The sequence below is a fragment of the Yersinia similis genome (assembly GCF_001053095.1).
Taxonomy (GTDB): domain Bacteria; phylum Pseudomonadota; class Gammaproteobacteria; order Enterobacterales; family Enterobacteriaceae; genus Yersinia; species Yersinia similis.
The window spans coordinates 39,329-60,065 of the sequence record NZ_CGBP01000027.1; the positions used below are offsets into that span (position 1 = coordinate 39,329).

The window sequence follows — 20,737 nt, forward strand, 5'->3', positions numbered from 1 at the left end:
CTAAATTGCGGGTGTAAGATGGCGTTCAGGGGCCTGACACCAGTTATTTTTAGCATCAATCCCACCATCTGGTGAGGTATAGCCCAAACACCCCAAAACAGAATCAAAGAGTTCTGCGTGCCGATGTGTTTTACCTACCCGCTGTTCTGCTTGTAGTTGTTCAAAAGCAGCGAGATGCTCTGGTTGTGCCAGGAATTTATCTGATGCCCAGACCATCACTGGCACTCGGAATTGTTCCGGAGGTGCCATTTCACGCGGAGTACCATGGAAGTGAGAGTTATCACTGATAGATTCACCATGATCGGCAGAATAGAATACCAACGCTTTTTTATCCCTCATTTGGTCAATCACATTGGCAATAAACGAATCTGTGTACAACACGCTGTTATCAAAAGCATTAATCAATTGCTGTTTACTGCAAAACTCATCAACACCCATACATTCCGGTTGATAACGGGCATAGCTGCGAGGGTAACGTTGGGAATAAAGATAATGTGAGCCTTTGGTATGGAGCACCACCAAATGTTTACCCACCGGATAACGCCCTAACGACTCTTTTAATTCATCAACCAGCAGCATGTCATCTACCGGTTTTCCATCGTTACGTTTCTCCGATGCAATCAGCTCACGAAATGAGTAATTATTGGTATTCACGTTGTTGTAGAACCACATTTCACTCTGCATGGCGAACAACTCGGATGTGAATCCCAACGATTTCATGACAGCAAAAACGTTTTGTTCTTTCAGTGTGCGCTGTGCGTTATCTTCAACGCCACTTTCACGGACAAACATGCAGCGTAGAGAAAGTTTGGTTGAGGTATCACAGGACTCACCACGGAAAGCGACTAAATTCTTCTCTTTACTCAGACGAGGGGTAGTATCACGTGAATATCCCAACAACCCCATGTGATCCCAGCGGGTCGTTTCGCCGATAATAAACACGACATAGGTATCATCAATACCAGCGGGGGCAACATAAGTATGATGTTCAGTGGGGTTATACAATACCGCCGCGTCATACTTCTCATTATATTGGGTATAAGCGTACAAACCTAAAGCGGCCAACCAGTTAGACGGTAAATAAGAGTGAGCAACCACCCCACCATAACTGGGTAAATCCACCGTTTTTAGCTGTTCATCCAGAGCTTGAGCTTTATCCAGATAGCGCAACGGCAGCCAAACCAGCGCCACAACAGCCATCATCAACAATACAGGTTTAATACGTTTACCAGGCGTTAAACATTGCTCCAACAACGTCAACCGCAGGCTATTCTTCCAGATAAGCAGCAGAGGCAATGCACTGACCAACACCATCCAAATAATAAAATGCAGCCCGATAACTTCCTTAGAAAGATCGGTATCTGTGGTCAATACTGAAATAACGATACCGTAACCAATCACCACATTAAAAAATGTCATGTAATAGCTGGCAGCGACAGAGATAAGCACCAGCAACGAGGCAACCACTCGGTAAAAAAGCCTTCCACCAAGTGAGAGCAAGCGCATAACAAAAAAGGTAAACAGAATAATCGCAATCACTTCAGTGATCGCGGACACCACTTTTATGCCTTGGATACCTTGGCTGAATGAGTCAAAACGACGATAAAAGACAGATATATTCAGGAAAATACCAATATAAACAGCCAACAACAAAGAAAGACTTTGCTGTGATAAAGATTTCACTCTGTCCATATAACGCTAGGTCTCCAAAGACACTATTTACGGCTTGAATCAATCAGACAGTGAACGCCCCCTCAGGTTCAGTATGGGGTCAGTTAGTACGCGGCGAATTCTACCTATAAGATTTATCTTACTCAATCTTAATAGGTAAGTTCGTGCAGTAATTCATAGCCCACAGAAATAATCCTGATCTACACCTGAAAAAACAGGAAAAACAGGAAAAACAGGAAAAACATCCAGGTTAACCGACAGGGTAGTTTTATAAGGCGAGAATGCAAAAATCCCTAATCGTTGGATGTCCAACTTTCGGGATTCACTGCAAAAACTGGGGATTCCATTCTGCTGACAACCCCCGATGACTCGATCTTGCACGATGAGGATGGCCAGAAGAATAAAGCGTCCGCGCCGGCACGGCTCCCCCCACCAAGGGGGCTATTCTTATGCAGGGAAGCCAGCGTCTTTACTTGCTGCCTGTTTTCTCCGTCGTGGGCATTTTGTCAGCAGCCTGGGTTTTGCAAGTTATTGAACCGGCGTATCTATTTTGTCATCTATCCGCTGCAACATATACGGATAGAACGGGTTCGATGAGATACGCATCAGCGAATCTAGCCCAACGACTAACACAGCCCGCTCACCACGAGCCGCAAAAGTCCCCAAACTAATACCGTATTGATCACGCGGATCTGGGTAACGGCCATACAGCGAATCGCTCATCGGGAATGGTAACGCCACGTGAGATAACGAGAAGATATCCGGTGGATAAACCAACCCTGTCGGCACAGATGTCTCGTTAGTTTCACCAGCCCGAGTGGTTAATGCCAGAGTCTCATTACTTTGCGGCGAAACATTGGTAATCACCGTTGTGCTGTAATTACGCGGTGGCGGCGGTAATAAGCGCGCCAAGGCCGTATAAGATGAAGTTCTCAATAGTGGGCCAAAACTAGCTGCGCGGTTCAAATCGAACAATACGACTTCGCTGCCATTATTCGGCAGGTGGTTGTAAAGCGCGGTGACCACTGCCCGAGTACTTACCGTTGAATCCATCAGTGACTGGAACGTCAGGATTGGCGGCAATTCGTCCATTTTATTGTTTCTGGCATCACGGGCAATATGCTGTTGAAGCACAGAGGTCAACAAATAAGACTGACGCGCCGCATTTACAGGGAACGAGTTATATTTGAAAGGGTTAAACTCTGGAACGATCCCCAACCAAGCGGCTTTGGCAAACGCAGGGAAGATAGCGGGCCAACCGGCAATACCGGCAAAGCGAGCAAAACTGGTCACACCAATCATCGGGGATATCAAGATAACCCGAGCAGGTTTTGCCAGTTTAGGATCATCCATGGAGTCCAACGTGTACTTCATTGCCAGCGCGCCACCATTAGAGAAACCAACAACATGTAATGGTAAATCTGGGCCGCTAAGTGCTTTGGCTTCACGTACTGCCAGCCGGGTTGCTGCCAACCAATCCTGCCATTCAACATCGGTTAACGCGGCAGGTACCGAACCATGTGCTGGCAAGCGAATACCAATCGCAACATAACCACGCTGACGATAATTTTCAGCAATATGGCGCAAGCTATAAGGGGTATCGGTCAAACCATGCAGTAATACAACCGCACCTTTTGGCTCACCTTCAGGTTGGAGAATATAAGAGCGATTCCAATCATTTTTAAAATGAGGTGGATAAATTGCACTACCAGAATAATAGCGATTCAGAGGAACCTGAGTACTTGGTTCCAGTTTCTCCGTAACATTAATTCGGACTTCATCGAAAATATTATTTTCAGTTTTTATGTAATCCGCCCAACTGGCTTTATCTATCTCTGCTGCGCGCATTTCATGAGGAACGAAAGTGTGCCAAAGTTCAAGCTTTGGACCACGTTGTGTATCGTAGATACGTATTGCCAGTATGGTAATACTTATTACTACCAATACCAGTACAATCCGTTTAATCCATCGCTTAATCGCTATGGCAGGCATGGGCCGTTACTCCGTAGGTCTATAATTTCTCATAATTGAGGGCAGTTTATCACCGTCTGTTTACGCCAGTACTTTAAACGGAAATGATTATCTTGGTATATAGTACGTTATTAATAAAATTAACGTGTAGTCGTTACTGCCAAATAAACCTCGACAAACAGCTTAATTATCCGTTATTTCTCATTTCACTCTATACCCTAAATAAATTATCTCTAGGTGCTTACCATCAGCAAGTGACTGGGATGAACGAAGGCAGCCAACGCCCAGGTAAGCTGAAGTATGGCGGGTATGACATTAAATAACCTTAAATCTTAAGTATTCTATAGCCTGAAGTATTCAATAAACTGATTTAGTCTGGTCGTGAAGACATCACTCCTGACTAAAGTCATCCATAGGGAGAATATTTTATGAAGCCTGCTGAACCGGTAACCGAACAACAGCCGCCTCGAACGCGAAAGCTTGATTACCTACGCTTTCTCCGTGCCCATGAACATTTGTCAAACCCCTTCGGCAACGGCTGGTTTGCTCTGAAAGCAGAAGCCTTTGCGCGTTTTTTTGGCACACCAGTTTTCTTAGGGGCACAGACGCTGATCGTGGTGATTTGGATTGGCTTAAATGTAATGGGTATCGCCAAGTTTGATATTTATCCGTTTATCTTGTTGAATTTGGCTTTTAGCTTACAAGCAGCGTATGCAGCCCCCCTTATTTTATTGGCACAGACTCGCCAGGCTGAACGTGACAAAGCCAATGCAGAAGCCGATGCGCTACACCGCGAGGCGCTGGCTATTGCCAACGAAGAGCGGCAAAGAATGGCCGCACAGAATGCTGAACAGATGTTGGAATTGTTAAGACAAAATACAGAACTCACAACCCTAACCAACCAATTAACCACCCGCCTTGAGGCGATGGCTGTTGAGTTGCACCAAAAGCTGGTACTTAACCCCCCCTCACTACCGCCACATGCTTGAAAAAAATAAATCGGGCCGCTGATACCCCATCAACAGCCCGTTAATATTTGTTCCTTTACGAAGGTATCTCGCTGCTTTTCACCCGCTCTTGAATAACGCGTGACGGAGCCTTACGTAACCAAATCCACCACGCCAGTGTCATTAATGCCACCCACGCCAGGCCGACATACATCGCAATACGGGTCGCAGGGAAGTAACCTAGAACAGCAATAATAAAGGCCATAAAGAGAATGGTAAGGATTGGGGCTAACGGCCAAAATGGCACGGGGAATGCCAGCCGAGCGACTTGTGCTTTGCTCATTGAACGGCGCATGGCGACTTGTGATACCAGAATCATCAGCCACACCCAAACGGTTGCAAAAGTGGCGATCGATGCAATAACCAGGAACACGTTTTTCGGGATAAGGTAATTCAATACCACACCGCACAGCAGCGTAATAGCCATCACCAAGATAGTCATATAGGGCACACCATTACGTGTCAGTCGACTGAAGCTCTTAGGGGCCAATCCTTCCTGCGCCAGGCCGTACATCATACGACCAGCACCGTAAATATCACTGTTAATCGCTGAAATTGCAGCGGTTATTACCACCAAATTAAGAATATTAGCGGCAGAGTTTATGCCTAAACTACTAAAAATCTCCACAAAGGGGCTGCCATTTTGCCCGATGCTATTCCACGGATAGATAGCCATCAGGACAAACAGGGTCAAAACATAGAACAATAGAATACGTATTGGTACTGTATTGATAGCTCGTGGTAATACCTTTCCCGGATCCTTCGCTTCACTGGCGGTCACCCCAATAATTTCAATCCCCCCAAAAGCAAACATCACCACAGCAAATGACGCAATCACCCCAGTGATTCCATTTGGCATAAACCCTTGATGAAGCCATAAGTTACTGACTCCTGTGCTGTCATGCCCCGCCCCGAAACCAAACATCATAATACCCAAACCTGCGGCAATCATGGCAATAATAGCGACCACTTTTAGCAAAGAGAGCCAGAACTCCATTTCACCAAAGACTTTCACTGAACATAGATTCAGCGCACCGATAAAGAAAATGATACTTAGCACCCATACCCATTGGGGCGCATCAGGAAACCACAGCCCCATATAGATACCAAAAGCGGTAACATCAGCCAGTGCCACAACAACCATTTCAAAGGTATAGGTCCAGCCCGTCAGGAACCCCGCCAGTGGCCCCAGATAACGGCTGGCATAGTGACAAAAAGAACCAGCCACTGGGTCATGTACCGCCATTTCACCCAATGCTCGCATCACCATAAAGACTGCCGCACCGCCAATCAAATAAGCTAATAATACCGCAGGCCCCGCCAGACGGATTGCCTCGGCCGAACCATAAAATAGGCCAGTACCAATGGCAGAACCTAACGCCATAAACCGGATATGCCGTGCACTAAGGCCGCGCTTGAGCGTGGATGAATCATTCTTCATGGTACATTCTCGCAAAATTTGTGCCTTTTCAGGCAGGGATTCAGAGAGGAAGCTCCGGTGATCCGCGCCTCCATTGAACTGGGTTTTTACAGCGAACTGGTTTTTTTACAGTGAACTGTTTTTACAGCTAATCGATTGGGGCTAATGGCAACGTGCCCACAGCGGAGAGAAGCGGCGGATCGTTTATCCCCTTAGTATTTGACGTTGCAGCATAGCTAGCGTCATTTTCTCCGCCAAATTACTGACCTAAGTCAATTCAGTGGAATACGCTCGTTTATTACTAGTCTGCAACGCCAATTTCTTTGGAAACTATTGTCTTTGGAAACTATTGTCTTGGGAAACTATTGTCTTGGGAAACTGCTGCCTTGGAAAACTATTGTTATTAAAGACTTGGCAGTAGTTTTGCTGGCATCAACTCATTCATATGACGCTGTGCAATAAGCTGGCTAGCAACTTCAATATCGGGGGCAAAGAAACGATCTTTATCGTAGTAAGTGACGTGCTGGCGTAATAGCTGACGGGCGGGTTCCAGTACGGCGGAAGTTCTCAGCCCTTTGCGCAAATCAAGCCCTTGACACGCTGCCAGCCACTCGATAGCCAGTATATTCCGTACATTTTCAGCCATCTCCCACAAGCGTTTACCCGCCCGAGGGGCCATAGAAACATGATCTTCCTGATTGGCAGAGGTTGGGATGCTATCGACACTGGCGGGGAATGCCAGCCCTTTATTTTCACTGGTTAACGCCGCAGCCGTAACCTGAGCAATCATAAAGCCAGAATTTACGCCCCCGTTCTCTACCAGAAATGGGGGTAGCTGAGACATATGCTTATCCATCATCAACGAGATACGGCGCTCTGATAATGAGCCGATTTCTGCCAGCGCCAGCGCCAGATTGTCTGCAGCCATAGCAACCGGTTCAGCATGGAAATTCCCACCAGACAAGACATCACCCTGTTCAGCAAACACCAACGGGTTATCTGAAACGGCATTGGATTCAATAGCCAGCACCTCTGCCGCCTGACGTATTTGGGCTAAACATGCGCCCATCACCTGCGGCTGACAGCGTAAAGAGTATGGATCCTGCACTTTGTCACAATTCTTGTGTGATTCTGAGATTTCACTGCGCTCACCAAGCAGATGACGATAAGTGCTGGCAGCATCAATCTGCCCACGTTGGCCCCGAACGGCGTGAATACGGGCGTCGAATGGGCTACGGGATCCTAATGCTGCATCCACTGTCAAACAGCCAAACACCGAGGCAGCCGCATAGAGATCTTCGGCCTCAAACAGGCCACGCAACGCATAAGCGGCTGAGACTTGGGTGCCATTAAGTAGCGCCAAGCCCTCTTTCGCCGCCAATATGAGGGGCTGTAAACCCGCTTGCTCCAGTGCCGTGTGTGCAGGCAGCCACTCTCCCTGATAGCGGGCTTTACCTTCACCTAATAACAGCAAGCTCATATGTGCCAACGGGGCTAAATCGCCAGAAGCGCCCACCGATCCTTTTAACGGAATATGCGGATAAACCCCAGCATTGACCAAGGTAATCAGCGCCTGAATGACCTCCAGCCGAATACCGGAGAAACCTCTCGCCAGGCTATTGATTTTCAGCACCATAATCAGACGTACAATCGCATCATCATTCGCCTCTCCCACTCCTGCGGCATGGGAGAGTACGATTGAACGCTGTAAATTTTCCAGGTCTTCGGTGGCGATACGGGTAGAGGCCAACAAACCGAACCCGGTATTAATGCCATATGCCGTGCGCTTTTCTGCCAATATGGCTTGAACACAACCCACACTTTGCTGAATGGGTACATAGGCACTGCCATCCAACATGATATGTACGGGATGTTGGTAGACATGCCGTAAGTCAGCCAGCGTCATCTGACCAGGACACAGTGTTATTGTCTTCATGATTTTTTCCCTTGAGTTGCGGCAACCATTGGCAGGTTAAGTCGTTGCTCTTGCGCGCAATTAACCGCAATGTCATAACCCGCATCCGCATGGCGCATCACACCCGTGGCCGGATCGTTATGTAATACCCTGGCAATACGTTCAGCGGCTTCATCGCTGCCATCACAAACCACCACCATGCCTGAATGTTGCGAGAAGCCCATCCCTACGCCACCACCATGATGTAGTGATACCCATGTCGCACCACTGGCCGTATTCAGTAATGCATTAAGCAGCGGCCAGTCAGACACAGCATCGGAGCCATCCTGCATCGCTTCAGTTTCACGGTTAGGGCTGGCAACCGATCCAGAATCCAGATGATCGCGGCCAATCACAACGGGCGCAGAGAGTTCGCCACTGCGCACCATTTCGTTAAATGCCAAACCCAATTTGGCACGCTGACCCAGACCAACCCAGCAGATACGTGCTGGCAACCCCTGAAAACTAATACGCTCACGCGCCATATCTAGCCAATGATGCAAATGTGCATCATCAGGAATCAATGCTTTGACCTTAGCATCGGTTTTATAAATATCGTTTGGGTTACCCGACAACGCGACCCAGCGGAATGGGCCAATACCACGACAAAAAAGAGGACGAATATACGCCGGTACAAAACCGGGGAAATCAAAGGCACGAATAACGCCCATATCGTAGGCCATTTGACGGATATTATTGCCGTAATCAAAGGTTGGAATACCCATATTGTGAAAGGCTAACATCGCTTCAACATGCTCCGCCATGGAGATTTTCGCGGCATTGATCACCAGCGCTGGCTCATGTTGAGCGCGTTGGCGATACTCTTCCCAATCCCAACCCTTCGGCAGATAACCGTTCAATGGATCATGAGCACTGGTTTGGTCGGTGACCATATCAGGTCGAACGCCACGACGTACCAGCTCAGGTAAGATTTCAGCCGCATTGCCGCACAGTGCAATAGAAACCGCGACACCTGTAGCGGTATATTTCTCAATGCGCGCTAAAGCATCATCCAGATCGGTTGCTTGCTCATCCACATAACGGGTTTTGAGACGAAAATCGATGCGGCTTTGTTGGCATTCGATGTTCAGAGAACATGCACCGGCTAACGTTGCGGCCAGCGGTTGCGCGCCGCCCATTCCTCCTAGCCCAGCAGTCAACACCCAACGCCCTTTCAGGCTACCGCCAAAATGCTGGCGACCCGCTTCAACAAAGGTTTCATAGGTACCCTGTACAATGCCTTGGCTACCAATATAGATCCAACTACCCGCCGTCATCTGGCCATACATAGCCAGCCCCTTGGCGTCCAATTCATTAAAATGCTCCCAGTTAGCCCAATGAGGTACCAAATTCGAGTTGGCAATCAGTACCCTAGGCGCATTACTGTGGGTTTTGAATACCCCGACAGGCTTACCCGATTGGATTAATAGAGTTTCGTCATCGTTCAAATTGATCAGGCTTTCAACAATCTTGTCATAGCATTCCCAATTACGGGCCGCGCGACCAATACCGCCGTAGACCACTAATTCTTTGGGATTCTCAGCCACGTCAGGATCGAGGTTGTTCATCAGCATGCGTAGCGCGGCTTCAGTCAGCCAGCTTTTCGCTGTCAGCTGCGTACCCTGCGGAGCTCGAATCTCATTATCTCGGAATCTGTTTTGAGCAGTCACGGCAATTTCCTTCAACTAGTTTTTCAGGTATCAAATGACATTGCTCATCTTGAGCATTTATTAACATATACTCGTATAGACAAGTACAATCAAGTTCAGAGAGAAAAACCAAATAACAACTTGAAATACAAAAATAAAAACAACAATAGTAAATTTAATCAATTAGTTATATTCACTATTGTTTTGTATGAAGAGAAATTTAAAGGATTTTCGACATGGTTTAAACCGTAAAATCAGCATAAAATTGGTCTATATTTGCGCACCAAGTCACACATTATTCACATAAATTTTACATTAACAACCCGTGTTTGCGCGCTGCCCCGCAGCAGATTAGAGCGTATTCCATCGTATGTCTCATTGGTTTTATGGCGCGTGTACCTCATTGGAGCAGTAGTTTCCGCGCTGACACAACATCGAGAGGGAAGTTAATAAGATGAAATCATAAGAAATCTATTTTCACTTATTTATAATACGGTATCTTCTCAGGTGGTTTTATATAGATAAAAGTAAACTAATTAGGTAAAAAATACATCGAAATTATTAACATAAAAATAATGAACCTATCTATAGATAGCACTTTTAATAATTCAATAAATTAAATATTAATATTAATATTTACCCTCCGGTAAATTTATGTTTTATTGTGCATCTCTATAACAAAGGAGTGGATCATGGAACTTAATGATATTGGTAACACTGAGCTTATTGAGCTAACAAGTTTATCAATAAACAATAATTCTCTTTTTTCTAAATGCGAATTAAACAATCCCACCGGCAGCCATAAAGACCGAACTTTTCTGTATATTATTAATTCATTGGAAGAAGAAAATAAAATAGCCCCCGGAATGACATTGATAGACTGTTCAACAGGGAATGGAGGTGCGGCACTGGCTTGGATTGGTCAAAAAAAAGGATATAAAGTTAAAATATTCATGCCTGAAGGTATGACTGAAGAACGCAAAGAACAGATATATTCATTTGGTGGGGAAATTATCGAAACCCCCAAAGAAAGTTTTTTAAAGGGTGCTGTAGAGGCAGCAACCGAGTACTCAAATCACCAGAAAAATATATTTTTTCTCAATCAATCTGACACCACCTTAAATAAAGATGCCTGGCATAGTTGCGGAGAAGAAATTGTCATAAAAATGAATGAGATAAATAAAGAGCCTGATTATTTTATTTGTTCAATCGGAACGGGAGGTACATTTTCAGGTATTGCGGAAATTTTGAAGAACGCCTACCCACGTATCCGCACGGTGGGTATTGAAGTTGATCAATCTGCCCCGATCTATTCACAGCGACACGGTCTTAATTTTCAGCATAAACATCATAATCTTATGGGGCTAGGTGCTGGCGTTATTTCAGTGAATACCCTTTTAGACCTGATCGATGAGGTAAGGGTTGTTAATGGAAAGGCGGCTTGGGAAAGGATGAAAAGCTTCATCGAAAAGGAGCGATTAGGGATTGGGCCAACCTGTGGCGCTAACTTGTTGATTACGGAGGACATCATGCAAGAAGTTAACGGGAAAGTTATTGTCACCCTATTCTTTGATAGTGCATGGAAATATAAAAGTCGCTGGAATGGAGTCTACCCTGGATATAAGGAAACCCAATGATTTTACTAAAGAATGTGTATAAAAATGCTCAGGTAGTGAACTCAGGAAAAGCATTAACCACCGTCAATGAATTTACAGACCAGTTGCCCGCCCTCAGACCAGCAGTCTTGATAGAAGTCGCACATAAAGTCATACAAATTATAGATATGGATATCGATAAAATCGTGACAGAAGAAGATAAAGGTGCCCCCCTCGCTACTGCTGTTTCCTTGTTATCAGGCAAGCCATTGGCGATGGCTCGTTGGTATCCATATAGTCTTAATGAGTTAAATAACAATGTTGTAAATATTTCATCTGAATATTTTGAAGGTGTAATGTACCTTAATGGCATATCTGCTGGTGACCGTGTCGCTATTATAGATGATACTTTGAGTACCGGGGGTACGGTTATCTCGCTCATTAAAGCAATACAGAATGCTGGCGGAATAATTAAGGATGTTATTTGTGCTGTAGAAAAAATCCAAAACAATGGTAAACACAACATATTTACACAAACAGGTATTAACGTTAAGACACTAATGAAAATCAGTGTTAAACCTCATGGGGTCGATATCATTGAGTGAAATAAAAAATCACATCATTACAACAGTTACTGGTTAAAAAACACATTATATAAAATTAATCAGTAAGATAAGGAAGTACTATGCATGCTTATAGTGGAATAGGTTACGGCGTTATTTTTTGTCTGATCAGTGCGGCCTTCGATGTCTATGTCGGTTATATCACTCAATCAATAAGTCCTGCTGTTATTATTCTCTACTGTTTTATATCATCTGCAATAGTCTTTCTTCTATTCAGTATATTCAAACAGGGTATTGCTGTTTTTTATAAAGCCAAAGCCAATCTACCATTACTGATCTTGACTAATGTTGCAGTGTTACTGAATTGGGGTGGGCTTATTGTCTCACTGCGCTATCTTGAACCTGCCATTGTAGGGATAGCATCGGTTGCCTGTGGACCAGCAATAACCACGATCATCTCCCGATGTATAGATAATAGGAATGGAAAAAATAGTGGGTTAGAATTCATTATTTCTTGGCTAATTATGGTTGGTGTCATCCTGATGTTATTTAACTCGCTGATGGGGAAAAGCGGTGTTACGACAACAACGGCAGATGAGCGTCTAATCGGAATTATATGTGTCATCCTCAGTGCGTTAGGCACGGTTACATATACCTTTATCTCTCGTGAGTTATACCAGCGGCAGTGGGAAACTTATGAAATATTAGGGTTTAGAAATATGCTGATGCTACTGATTGCGGTGGTTTATTGTCTTTATGCTGATGTCCCATTGAGCATTAATATGCGCCTTGCCGCACCAATGGTACTTTTGGTGGTTATTGGTCACTTGCTTCCAATTTACCTGATTCAAAACACTATAAAACGCTTACAACCTCTGCACGTGTCGCTGGTATTGCTGCTGCTTCCTGTTTTCACTCTTCTCCTGCAATATTTTGACACCAGAGTTGAAGTTTCCTTCGACAGCATTGCCGCCGTTAGCATTATTGCCATTCTGTTATTTATTCTCGGCATAAACAAAATTATTGGGAACCCAAAAACAAGAGGGGAATAACATGAAAAAAATCATTGTGGTAGACGGATTTTCTTCCGGTAAATTTGTGGCTATGAAGCTGTATGAAATGGGGTGTGAGCTTATTCATATCGCATCGCGCTGTGATTTGGATAGTTATTACTATGCAGGCTTCGATGAAACAATCTATCGTCAGCAACATATCAATAAGCACATTGATGACACTATCGAATTTGTACGCCAACTTGGTGCCGACGCGGTTATTGCTGGGGCTGAGAGTGGTGTCCTGCTGGCTGATCGGCTTAATCATGAACTGGGCTTATGCTATAGGAACGCCTTTGTCACCTCATCTGCCCGTCGTAATAAATATGAGATGATCAATGCCTTGGCTAACGCAGGATTATCGGCTGCCAGACAGATTGATACCGCTGACTGGGAGGATGCCAGCGCATGGCTTGATACTCACGCAACATGGCCTGTCGTCTTAAAACCACTTGAGAGCGCAGGCTCAGATGGTGTCTTTATTTGCCAAGATAAACAGAGTGCGTATCACGCTTTTTTGGCTATTCTCGGTACCGCGAATAAGCTTAGTCTGGTCAATGAAAGTGTATTATTGCAGGAGTTTCTTGATGGCACCGAATACGTTGTCAATTTCGTTTCGTTAGATGGTGAACCGTTGGTCACTGAAATCGTTCGCTACCATAAAAGAAGGCTCCCATCAGGCAGCGTTATTTACGATATTGACGAACTTCTCGATTGCACAAGCCCGGAGTATCAACCTCTGGTGGATTACACCAAACAAGCCGCTTTGGTTCTGGGGATCAAAAATGGCCCTAGCCATGCAGAGGTGATGATGACCTCCGGTGGCCCAGTTCTGGTTGAGATTGCCGCCAGAACTGATGGAATTTTACACCCTGACGTCGCCGCCGTAACAACCGGCTTTGGTCAACTGGTAGCCTTCGCCCAATCGCTTGCAGATCCAGACGGGTTCAGACAAACACTCAAAAAAGAGAGTTATCAGCTCAATGCTCATTCTTTTAATGTGTGCTTAATCAATCAGGCCGCTGGAGTGTTCTCAGCCAAACATTTTGAACGTGAATTACAACGCCTGCCCTCATATAAAAAGTCAGTTTATTACGTCAATGAGGGGGACAATATTGAAGTGACAAAAAATGTATTCAGCCAACCCGGAACGGTTTATCTGGTTCATAAAAGCAAAGAGCAGCTCTGGCAAGATTATGCATCTATCAGGAAAATGGAATCTGATAGATTCTACTGCCATAAGTAATCAAAGGCTGATATCTCATTCACCCTTGATGTCAGACACAGCGATACGGTCATAGATATAGTAATGCGGGTATATATAGTAATGCGGGTATATATAGCAACGTGGCATAAATACTGTTCAAATCGGTTCCCAACCGATTTGTATCTCCCTTGTCGCCTTCCTGAAACTCGAATTATTTTGGCTATACATCAAGATGATGTGAAAATTCATAATTTATCCATAATCTTGAAGTAACGTCACTGGCACAGTTGAATTTTTTATTTTTAAGTAAATACAATATGTTAAATTCACTTTCTCGGTGTATTAACCCCACATAATGTGTTTAACCCTGCTCTGGCACTGTCAATTCATCAAAAGGGCAGATTGCGTTATCTGTTCATCACAAGCATTGATAGGTATCATCCTGGGATTGGTAATAAAAATCATTAGCATTACTGGTGCTGATTTCTGCATTCCACTTCTCAGGAGAGAAAATGCGATTACGTTTAGCTTTATTTTCGTCATTACTGGTAGCAACCTTTGCCATAACAGGCTGTGATCAGTCGTCAGCAACACCTGACAATGCAGCAACAATCAGTATTGAACATGCGCAGGGAACAACTCTGGTTCCGCTGAACCCACAAAAAGTCGTCATACTGAACCCATCAGTGCTGGATAACGCGGACGCCCTACACATCACGGTGGCCGGTGTTCCACAGACCAGCACACATCTACCGGCATTTTTATCCAAGTACAGCGGCCCTGAGTATATGAATACTGGGACACTGTTTGAACCGGATTATGAGGCACTCAGTCAGGCTAAACCTGACCTGATCATCGCTGGCGGGCGTGCTCAAGATGCTTATGACAAACTCAGTGCTATCGCTCCAACTATCGCGCTTGATGTTGATACTCAGCACTTTACCCAGAGCCTTACCCAACGTACCGAGCAACTGGCCTCAATATTTGGCAAAGAAGAAGAAGCCAAAACTCTGCTTGGTAATTTCTCATCACAGGTAAACGCGATAAAGCAGAAATCGGCTAACGCTGGCTCGGCAATGGTATTGATGATCAGCGGTGGAAAAATGTCGGCTTACACCCCCGGTTCCCGTTTTGGTTTTATTTTTGACGAACTGGGGTTCACACCTGCGGCCACCTTTGCTGAATCAGGCCGCCACGGAAATGTGGTGACATCAGAATTCATTCTTAATGCTAATCCTGACTGGCTGTTCGTCCTTGACCGCGACAATGCGATTGGCCGGACTGAAGGGCAATCCGCACAACAGGTCCTCGATAACCCGCTGATCCATAAAACTAAAGCATGGAAAAACGATCGCATTGTTTATCTCGATTCTGCCTCACTTTATATTGCCGGGGGCGTGCAGAGTTATACACAGCTGATGGATAAGGTGAGTGCAATTCTGGATAAACCAGTATCAGCGCAGTAATTTTCATTCATGAAAAATTTAAGCTTTGTCGCAGGCCTGGTGATCCTACTGGGCCTGATGATATGCAGCCTATTCATCGGGGCTGGGCATGTCACACTCGCCAATCTCTGGTCGGATCCCGATATGCGCGACATCTTCTTCATCAGTCGTGTGCCGCGAACGCTGGCATTGGTTCTGGCTGGCAGTGCCATGAGCGTTTCCGGGCTGATTATGCAGATGCTGACACAGAATCGCTTCGTTGAGCCCTCGATTGCTGGTACCACCCAATCGGCCAGTCTTGGCTTATTGTTGGTGATGGTTTTCAGTCCATCAGCCTCGGTGATGATCAAGATGCTAGTGGCCACGTTATTCGCGATGGGTGGCACCGTCCTGTTCATGATGCTATTGGCACGCATGAGAATGAAATCTGCGCTGATGGTGCCGCTGACCGGCATTATGTTAGGGGCAGTTTTTAGTGCCGTAACCACATTCCTGGCGATGGAATTCGACCTATTACAGTCGTTAGGCAGTTGGGAGTCCGGTGATTTTTCTGGTGTATTACAGGGCCGCTATGAATTGCTGTGGATTGTGGGCATCCTGACGCTGGTAGCGTGTTTTATCGCTGACCGCTTCACGGTTGCGGGTATGGGCCGGGATTTCTCGGTCAATATCGGCTTGAATTATCAAAGAGTTATGTTGATTGGGATGTCCATCATTGCCATCATCAGTGGCGTCGTGGTAGTCGTGATTGGTGTGCTGCCTTTTCTTGGTTTGATTATCCCTAATATTGTCAGTATGGCGATGGGCGATAATCTGCGCCGAACCATACCTTGGGTTGGCCTTTGTGGTGGCGGCTTGGTTGTATTATGCGACATTATTGGCCGATTAATCAGTTACCCTTTTGAAATCCCTGCCAGTGTTATTCTGGGCGTTATTGGCGCACTCGTTTTCCTGTTATTAATTGTTAGGACAAAACGTCATGCGGGCTGAGGAGTACTCTGCAAAAAACACGCTATTCCAAGGCATAAATAAAGCGTTAACTTTGCCAGCAAAGCGGTTATTGCTACTGAGCATCATCGCTCTCGGTGCGATGATTATTTTCATGACAATCAATCTGAGTGGCAATATTCAGTATATTCTCGTTCATCGAGGCCTTATTTTAGCCACTATGCTGTTGGTCGCTTTCGCATCCGGTGTGGCTACGGTCTTATTTCAAACGGTAACCAATAATCGTATTTTAACGCCATCAGTCATGGGGCTTGAGGCGCTATTTATTCTGATCCAGACGATGTTGATATTTTTTATTGACGCCAATGGGTTCCGCGCATTAGGTATCACCGGTAAATTTCTCTGTGAATCCGCATTACTGTTGCTGTTCTCCGTTTTCCTTTACCGTTGGTTACTGTCTGGTGTGGGTATCAATCTACACAAAGTACTTTTGGTAGGGTTAGTTTGTGGCACACTGTTTCGCAGTATCTCTAACCTCATGCAGCGTCTTCTTTCTCCCGGTGAATTTGCCATCCTTCAGAGCCGGATCTTCGCTACGTTTACCCGCGCCGCACCAGAAATTATTGCCGTCTCTGCTGGGATCATCGTAATTGTGGGCGTTGTTATTTGGCGTCTACGTCATTGCCTTGATGTTATTGCTCTTGGCAGAAATACCGCGATTAACCTTGGTGTCGCGTATCAGAAAAAAATAACCGTTATCCTCCTGTTGGTCTCACTACTGGTCGCCATATCAACCGCATTGGTGGGGCCGCTGACCTTCTTAGGGTTACTTATTGCGAACCTGGCTTATCCGATTGTGGGCTCATACCGACATCAATATTTACTACCAGGGGTTTTCCTACTGGGGGTGATTACACTGGTCGGTGGGCAATTGATCCTTGAACGTGTGCTGAATATGGCGGGAACACTGTCCGTCGTTATTGAGTTCGTTGGCGGCGCACTGTTTATTTATCTTTTAATAAAAAAGGCTCCCGTGTGATTGAAATAAATGATGTTAATAAAAAATACCAACAGACAACGGTACTCAATGAAATCAATGAGCGCATTCCTTCTGGTGGTATTACCTCAATCATTGGGCCAAATGGTGCAGGAAAGTCTACGTTATTATCGATTATGAGCCGCCTCCTTGCTGCCGATTCTGGAAATGTGTTGTTCAATGGGCTGGATGTGGCAAAAACCTCTGGGGATAAGCTGGCGACAATCCTTTCCGTTTTACGGCAAGAGAACCATTTTACCAGCCGCCTGACCGTCTCTGATTTGGTAGGTTTTGGCCGTTATCCCTACTCACGAGGCAGGCTTAACGAAAATGATCGCCAGCATATTAATGCTGCGATGGAGTTTCTCAACCTAATGCCCCTGAAAGATCGTTATCTTGATGAACTCTCGGGTGGGCAACGGCAGCGCGCTTATGTTGCTATGGTACTTTGTCAGGATACGAGTTATATCCTGCTAGATGAGCCATTGAATAATCTAGACATGAAACATTGTGTCGCGATGATGAAACAATTGCGACGGGCCGCAGATGAGCTACATAAAACCATCATTCTGGTTATCCATGATATTAATTTTGCCTCTGCTTATTCCGACCATATTATTGCCATGAAAAATGGTGAGGTCATTTATCGCGGAGCACCAGCAGAGATTATGCGGCCTTCGATCCTCGAAGAAATTTTTGATATAAAAATAAGCATAGAAAAAGTACAAGGCCAGCATATCGCGGTTTATTATCGCTAAGGTGTTTTCCTGTCTCTGTTGGTAATATTTCAGTCAGGCAATCAATGAGCCGTGAATTCACCAGTTAATTAAATCATATGCTGGAAATAGTCATACTGGCGAGATGACAAAATAGGAAGAGATGAAGGAATAGCCTGCCCCATATTCGGTAAGTTGGTATCAGCTCGTTGGTGGATACCCTACTGTTCAATTAACCAGTGGTAAGTTAGGACAAATATTTTTGTCAATGCGAGAAGAGCCGTATTTGTGGATGTAACCCATCAATATCAATTATTATTTTAACTCTAAAATTAGTTTTTAATAAGGTTAAAACCAGTTAATTATTAGTTAGCTGTGTTGACCTTACTTACATATAACTCTACTATCTCACCATAACAGCGGATGTGATCACTTACAAAAGTGAGGGAACGATGGTCAAGGTTGACTGGTCGAGGAAAGCGGTTAAGCAATTATTTTCAATCGATGTCAGATATCGAAAATCCATCAGTGAAAAAGTTAATAAGCTGACAAATTTCCCTGTTGTTAATTTGGATATCAAAAAGGTACAGATGGGTGTTAGCCAATATCGGAGGCGTGTAGAGAATTACAGGGTTATTTTTCAGATTGTAGAGGGAACGCCTGTGATATGTAAAATCCAGGACGTTAAACGTAGAACCACGGCAACCTATTAGGCTGACTAAGCCTATTTTTCCTCAAAGGCGTGGTGTTATTTTTCTAAACTAAGGTAAATAAGATGGCAAAACTACAATACATTCATGATGAAGCAGGAAAGCCTCAGTTTGTGGTTTTACCCATTGCCGAATACCAGCAGCTTATCTCTAATACAAAGTATGAGGATATTCCCTATGTTACTGATCACGATGATGATCAAACTATCCCAAATGAAGTTGTTCAAATCATGGTAAATGATGGTGTCAGTTTGCTGGCAGCATGGCGCATTTACCGTGGATTTTCACAATATGAAATCGCAGAGCTGCTTAGTACCACGCAATCGGCTGTATCCCAGTGGGAAGCCATAGATTCTCGTCCGCAGAAGAAAACCAGAGAGAAATTAGCAGCGATTTATAAATGCCGGCCGGCACAGATGATTTTGTGAGAAAGAAAGTAAAAATGCCTCGGTGATCCCCCGAAAAAACGGTGAGGCCATCGCATCAAAAACAGATGGCACAAGAAGCGGTCAGGTATCGATGTATCAGCGTTCGTTTTGCCTGTCAGTTATTTGCCGTCAACGAAAGTGGCTATCGCTATCAGTCTAAATTGGGAGGGGAAAATGAAATCATTGCTAACTGGCTGCTCCTTTTATGCCTCTACATAGGGTCGAAACCAGTAAACTGCGGTAGATTCAGACAGACTATTATCGTGATAGCTGCTGGATTATAAAAGGATTTATTGACGATGAGAGACAGCTGGATATAGGCTTTGGCGGGATCACAGGAGTCGGCATTACAAGATAATCTTTTGTATTTACTAGATTTTAAAATCCCTCGCCTGAGATGTGCCCCCAATTATGCCCCCAAATACTTTTGCTTGATGGCCAGGGCGCTGAATTGAAACGGGCCGCTGCTGCTGGTGGCCCGTAAGAGGATAACTTTCAGGTACATTTTTAAGGTATTTTTCGACACGCGATTACTTCATGTTGATACCATAACCATATGGCTGATGAATGTTTTTCTGAGTGTATTTCCAATTAATTCGTCTGATAGCCGCCTAAATAACTGCGCCGAATAGTAGATCACTGAGGGAACTCAATCCGGTTTAAGCGATCTGATCAATCGCTGAATATCCCAAATCACCACAACCGGACTGAGTTATGCCGATCATAGCACCAATATCCAAAAACGAGCGTCTCCAGATGGAAAAAATTGTCCATAAAACGGCAGACAAAAACCATTCCAGGCGTCTCATCGCCATGCTGATGTTACATCGTGGTGAATCACTCAGTTATGTTGCTAAAACCTTGTGCGCCGCGCGTTCCTCCGTCGGTCGCTGGATTAACTGGTTCACACTATTTGGTATTGATGGCCTGAAAAGTCTTCCGGCTGGACGTCAAAAAAAGTGGCCCGTTGAAGCGATGATGCACATGCTCAATTTACTTGTTGAGCGTTCTCCACAGGACTTCGGCTATCTGCGTTCACGGTGGAGTACTGAGATGTTAACGATTGAAATTAATAAACTATTTAATTCTACTTTGCATCCTGGAACAATCCGCCGCTGGCTGCCTGAAGCTGGGATTGTCTGGCGCAGGGCGGCTCCGACATTGCATATTCGCGATCCTCATAAAGAGGAAAAACTGGCAGCGATTAGTGAAGCATTAGAACAAAATTGTGCCGTCCATCCCGTATTTTATGAGGATGAAGTCGATATCGATTTGAATCCCAAAATCGGTGCTGACTGGCATAAAAAAGGTAAACAAAAACGTATCCCTACGCCGGGAAAAAATGAAAAACATTACCTTGCAGGA

The 20,737-nt window shown here is 45.0% G+C and carries 17 protein-coding genes; 12 read left to right on the forward strand and 5 right to left on the reverse strand.

Annotation, left to right across the window (positions count from 1 at the left end; translation table 11 throughout):
- Positions 1-1,692 carry a kdo(2)-lipid A phosphoethanolamine 7''-transferase gene (gene eptB, locus AC971_RS16960; RefSeq protein WP_025381866.1) on the reverse strand — a complete coding sequence of 564 codons (1,692 nt, stop codon included), beginning with the start codon at positions 1,690-1,692 and terminating at the stop codon, positions 1-3.
- 507 nt (positions 1,693-2,199) lie between these two features.
- A complete protein-coding gene (locus tag AC971_RS16965; RefSeq protein ID WP_025381867.1) occupies positions 2,200-3,663 on the reverse strand; it encodes an alpha/beta hydrolase in 1,464 nt (487 codons plus the stop codon).
- Between the two features lie 407 nt (positions 3,664-4,070).
- Here AC971_RS16965 and AC971_RS16970 point away from each other — a divergent pair, with 407 nt between their 5' ends.
- A complete protein-coding gene (locus AC971_RS16970) occupies positions 4,071-4,631 on the forward strand; it encodes a DUF1003 domain-containing protein (protein ID WP_025381868.1) in 561 nt (186 codons plus the stop codon).
- A 55-nt stretch (positions 4,632-4,686) separates the two neighbouring features.
- Here the strand turns inward: AC971_RS16970 and AC971_RS16975 are convergent, their stop codons facing one another.
- From AC971_RS16975 to hutU, 3 genes are all read right to left on the reverse strand, one after another.
- Positions 4,687-6,090 carry an amino acid permease gene (locus tag AC971_RS16975; RefSeq protein ID WP_025381869.1) on the reverse strand — a complete coding sequence of 468 codons (1,404 nt, stop codon included), beginning with the start codon at positions 6,088-6,090 and terminating at the stop codon, positions 4,687-4,689.
- A 382-nt stretch (positions 6,091-6,472) separates the two neighbouring features.
- Positions 6,473-8,005 carry a histidine ammonia-lyase gene (gene hutH / locus AC971_RS16980; protein ID WP_025381870.1) on the reverse strand — a complete coding sequence of 511 codons (1,533 nt, stop codon included), beginning with the start codon at positions 8,003-8,005 and terminating at the stop codon, positions 6,473-6,475.
- Positions 8,002-9,693: a urocanate hydratase gene (gene hutU, locus AC971_RS16985; RefSeq protein WP_025381871.1), complete on the reverse strand. Its 1,692-nt coding sequence runs from the start codon at positions 9,691-9,693 to the stop codon at positions 8,002-8,004. Before hutU ends, hutH begins: the two co-directional genes overlap by 4 nt.
- Positions 9,694-10,364: 671 nt before the next feature.
- Here hutU and AC971_RS16995 point away from each other — a divergent pair.
- From AC971_RS16995 to AC971_RS16815, 11 genes are all read left to right on the forward strand, one after another.
- Positions 10,365-11,309 (forward strand): cysteine synthase family protein, encoded by a 945-nt coding sequence (locus tag AC971_RS16995; protein WP_025381872.1) that lies wholly within the window; start codon positions 10,365-10,367, stop codon positions 11,307-11,309.
- Positions 11,306-11,872 carry a phosphoribosyltransferase family protein gene (locus AC971_RS17000; protein ID WP_025381873.1) on the forward strand — a complete coding sequence of 189 codons (567 nt, stop codon included), beginning with the start codon at positions 11,306-11,308 and terminating at the stop codon, positions 11,870-11,872. Before AC971_RS16995 ends, AC971_RS17000 begins: the two co-directional genes overlap by 4 nt.
- An 80-nt stretch (positions 11,873-11,952) precedes the next feature.
- Positions 11,953-12,882 (forward strand): EamA family transporter, encoded by a 930-nt coding sequence (locus AC971_RS17005; RefSeq protein WP_025381874.1) that lies wholly within the window; start codon positions 11,953-11,955, stop codon positions 12,880-12,882.
- A gap of 1 nt (position 12,883) precedes the next feature.
- The gene (locus AC971_RS17010) at positions 12,884-14,128 is read left to right on the forward strand and encodes an ATP-grasp domain-containing protein (protein ID WP_025381875.1); all 1,245 of its coding nucleotides are present in this window, start codon (positions 12,884-12,886) and stop codon (positions 14,126-14,128) included.
- Between the two features lie 473 nt (positions 14,129-14,601).
- Positions 14,602-15,555 carry a siderophore ABC transporter substrate-binding protein gene (locus AC971_RS17015; RefSeq protein ID WP_025381876.1) on the forward strand — a complete coding sequence of 318 codons (954 nt, stop codon included), beginning with the start codon at positions 14,602-14,604 and terminating at the stop codon, positions 15,553-15,555.
- A gap of 9 nt (positions 15,556-15,564) precedes the next feature.
- Positions 15,565-16,524 (forward strand): ABC transporter permease, encoded by a 960-nt coding sequence (locus tag AC971_RS17020; protein WP_025381877.1) that lies wholly within the window; start codon positions 15,565-15,567, stop codon positions 16,522-16,524.
- Positions 16,514-17,521 (forward strand): iron chelate uptake ABC transporter family permease subunit, encoded by a 1,008-nt coding sequence (locus tag AC971_RS17025; protein ID WP_025381878.1) that lies wholly within the window; start codon positions 16,514-16,516, stop codon positions 17,519-17,521. Before AC971_RS17020 ends, AC971_RS17025 begins: the two co-directional genes overlap by 11 nt.
- A complete protein-coding gene (locus AC971_RS17030) occupies positions 17,518-18,276 on the forward strand; it encodes an iron ABC transporter ATP-binding protein (protein ID WP_025381879.1) in 759 nt (252 codons plus the stop codon). Before AC971_RS17025 ends, AC971_RS17030 begins: the two co-directional genes overlap by 4 nt.
- 410 nt (positions 18,277-18,686) lie before the next feature.
- Positions 18,687-18,947, forward strand: a complete 261-nt coding sequence (locus AC971_RS17035) for a type II toxin-antitoxin system RelE family toxin (RefSeq protein ID WP_025381880.1) — start codon at positions 18,687-18,689, stop codon at positions 18,945-18,947.
- A 62-nt stretch (positions 18,948-19,009) separates the two neighbouring features.
- The gene (locus AC971_RS17040) at positions 19,010-19,372 is read left to right on the forward strand and encodes a helix-turn-helix domain-containing protein (protein ID WP_025381881.1); all 363 of its coding nucleotides are present in this window, start codon (positions 19,010-19,012) and stop codon (positions 19,370-19,372) included.
- 714 nt (positions 19,373-20,086) lie between these two features.
- The coding region (locus tag AC971_RS16815) for an IS630 family transposase (RefSeq protein WP_156170239.1) at positions 20,087-20,737 on the forward strand (651 nt) is incomplete at its 3' end.

What these genes read in the sequence shown, in the direction of transcription:
- eptB (WP_025381866.1), bottom strand. Translation starts at nt 1,692, where the DNA reads ATGGACAGAGTGAAATCTTTATCACAGCAAAGTCTTTCTTTGTTGTTG.
- AC971_RS17005 (WP_025381874.1), top strand. Translation starts at nt 11,953, where the DNA reads ATGCATGCTTATAGTGGAATAGGTTACGGCGTTATTTTTTGTCTGATC.
- AC971_RS16970 (WP_025381868.1), top strand. Translation starts at nt 4,071, where the DNA reads ATGAAGCCTGCTGAACCGGTAACCGAACAACAGCCGCCTCGAACGCGA.
- AC971_RS17010 (WP_025381875.1), top strand. Translation starts at nt 12,884, where the DNA reads ATGAAAAAAATCATTGTGGTAGACGGATTTTCTTCCGGTAAATTTGTG.
- hutH (WP_025381870.1), bottom strand. Translation starts at nt 8,005, where the DNA reads ATGAAGACAATAACACTGTGTCCTGGTCAGATGACGCTGGCTGACTTA.
- AC971_RS17000 (WP_025381873.1), top strand. Translation starts at nt 11,306, where the DNA reads ATGATTTTACTAAAGAATGTGTATAAAAATGCTCAGGTAGTGAACTCA.
- AC971_RS17020 (WP_025381877.1), top strand. Translation starts at nt 15,565, where the DNA reads ATGAAAAATTTAAGCTTTGTCGCAGGCCTGGTGATCCTACTGGGCCTG.
- AC971_RS17035 (WP_025381880.1), top strand. Translation starts at nt 18,687, where the DNA reads ATGGTCAAGGTTGACTGGTCGAGGAAAGCGGTTAAGCAATTATTTTCA.
- AC971_RS17025 (WP_025381878.1), top strand. Translation starts at nt 16,514, where the DNA reads ATGCGGGCTGAGGAGTACTCTGCAAAAAACACGCTATTCCAAGGCATA.
- AC971_RS17040 (WP_025381881.1), top strand. Translation starts at nt 19,010, where the DNA reads ATGGCAAAACTACAATACATTCATGATGAAGCAGGAAAGCCTCAGTTT.
- AC971_RS17015 (WP_025381876.1), top strand. Translation starts at nt 14,602, where the DNA reads ATGCGATTACGTTTAGCTTTATTTTCGTCATTACTGGTAGCAACCTTT.
- AC971_RS16995 (WP_025381872.1), top strand. Translation starts at nt 10,365, where the DNA reads ATGGAACTTAATGATATTGGTAACACTGAGCTTATTGAGCTAACAAGT.
- AC971_RS16965 (WP_025381867.1), bottom strand. Translation starts at nt 3,663, where the DNA reads ATGCCTGCCATAGCGATTAAGCGATGGATTAAACGGATTGTACTGGTA.
- AC971_RS16975 (WP_025381869.1), bottom strand. Translation starts at nt 6,090, where the DNA reads ATGAAGAATGATTCATCCACGCTCAAGCGCGGCCTTAGTGCACGGCAT.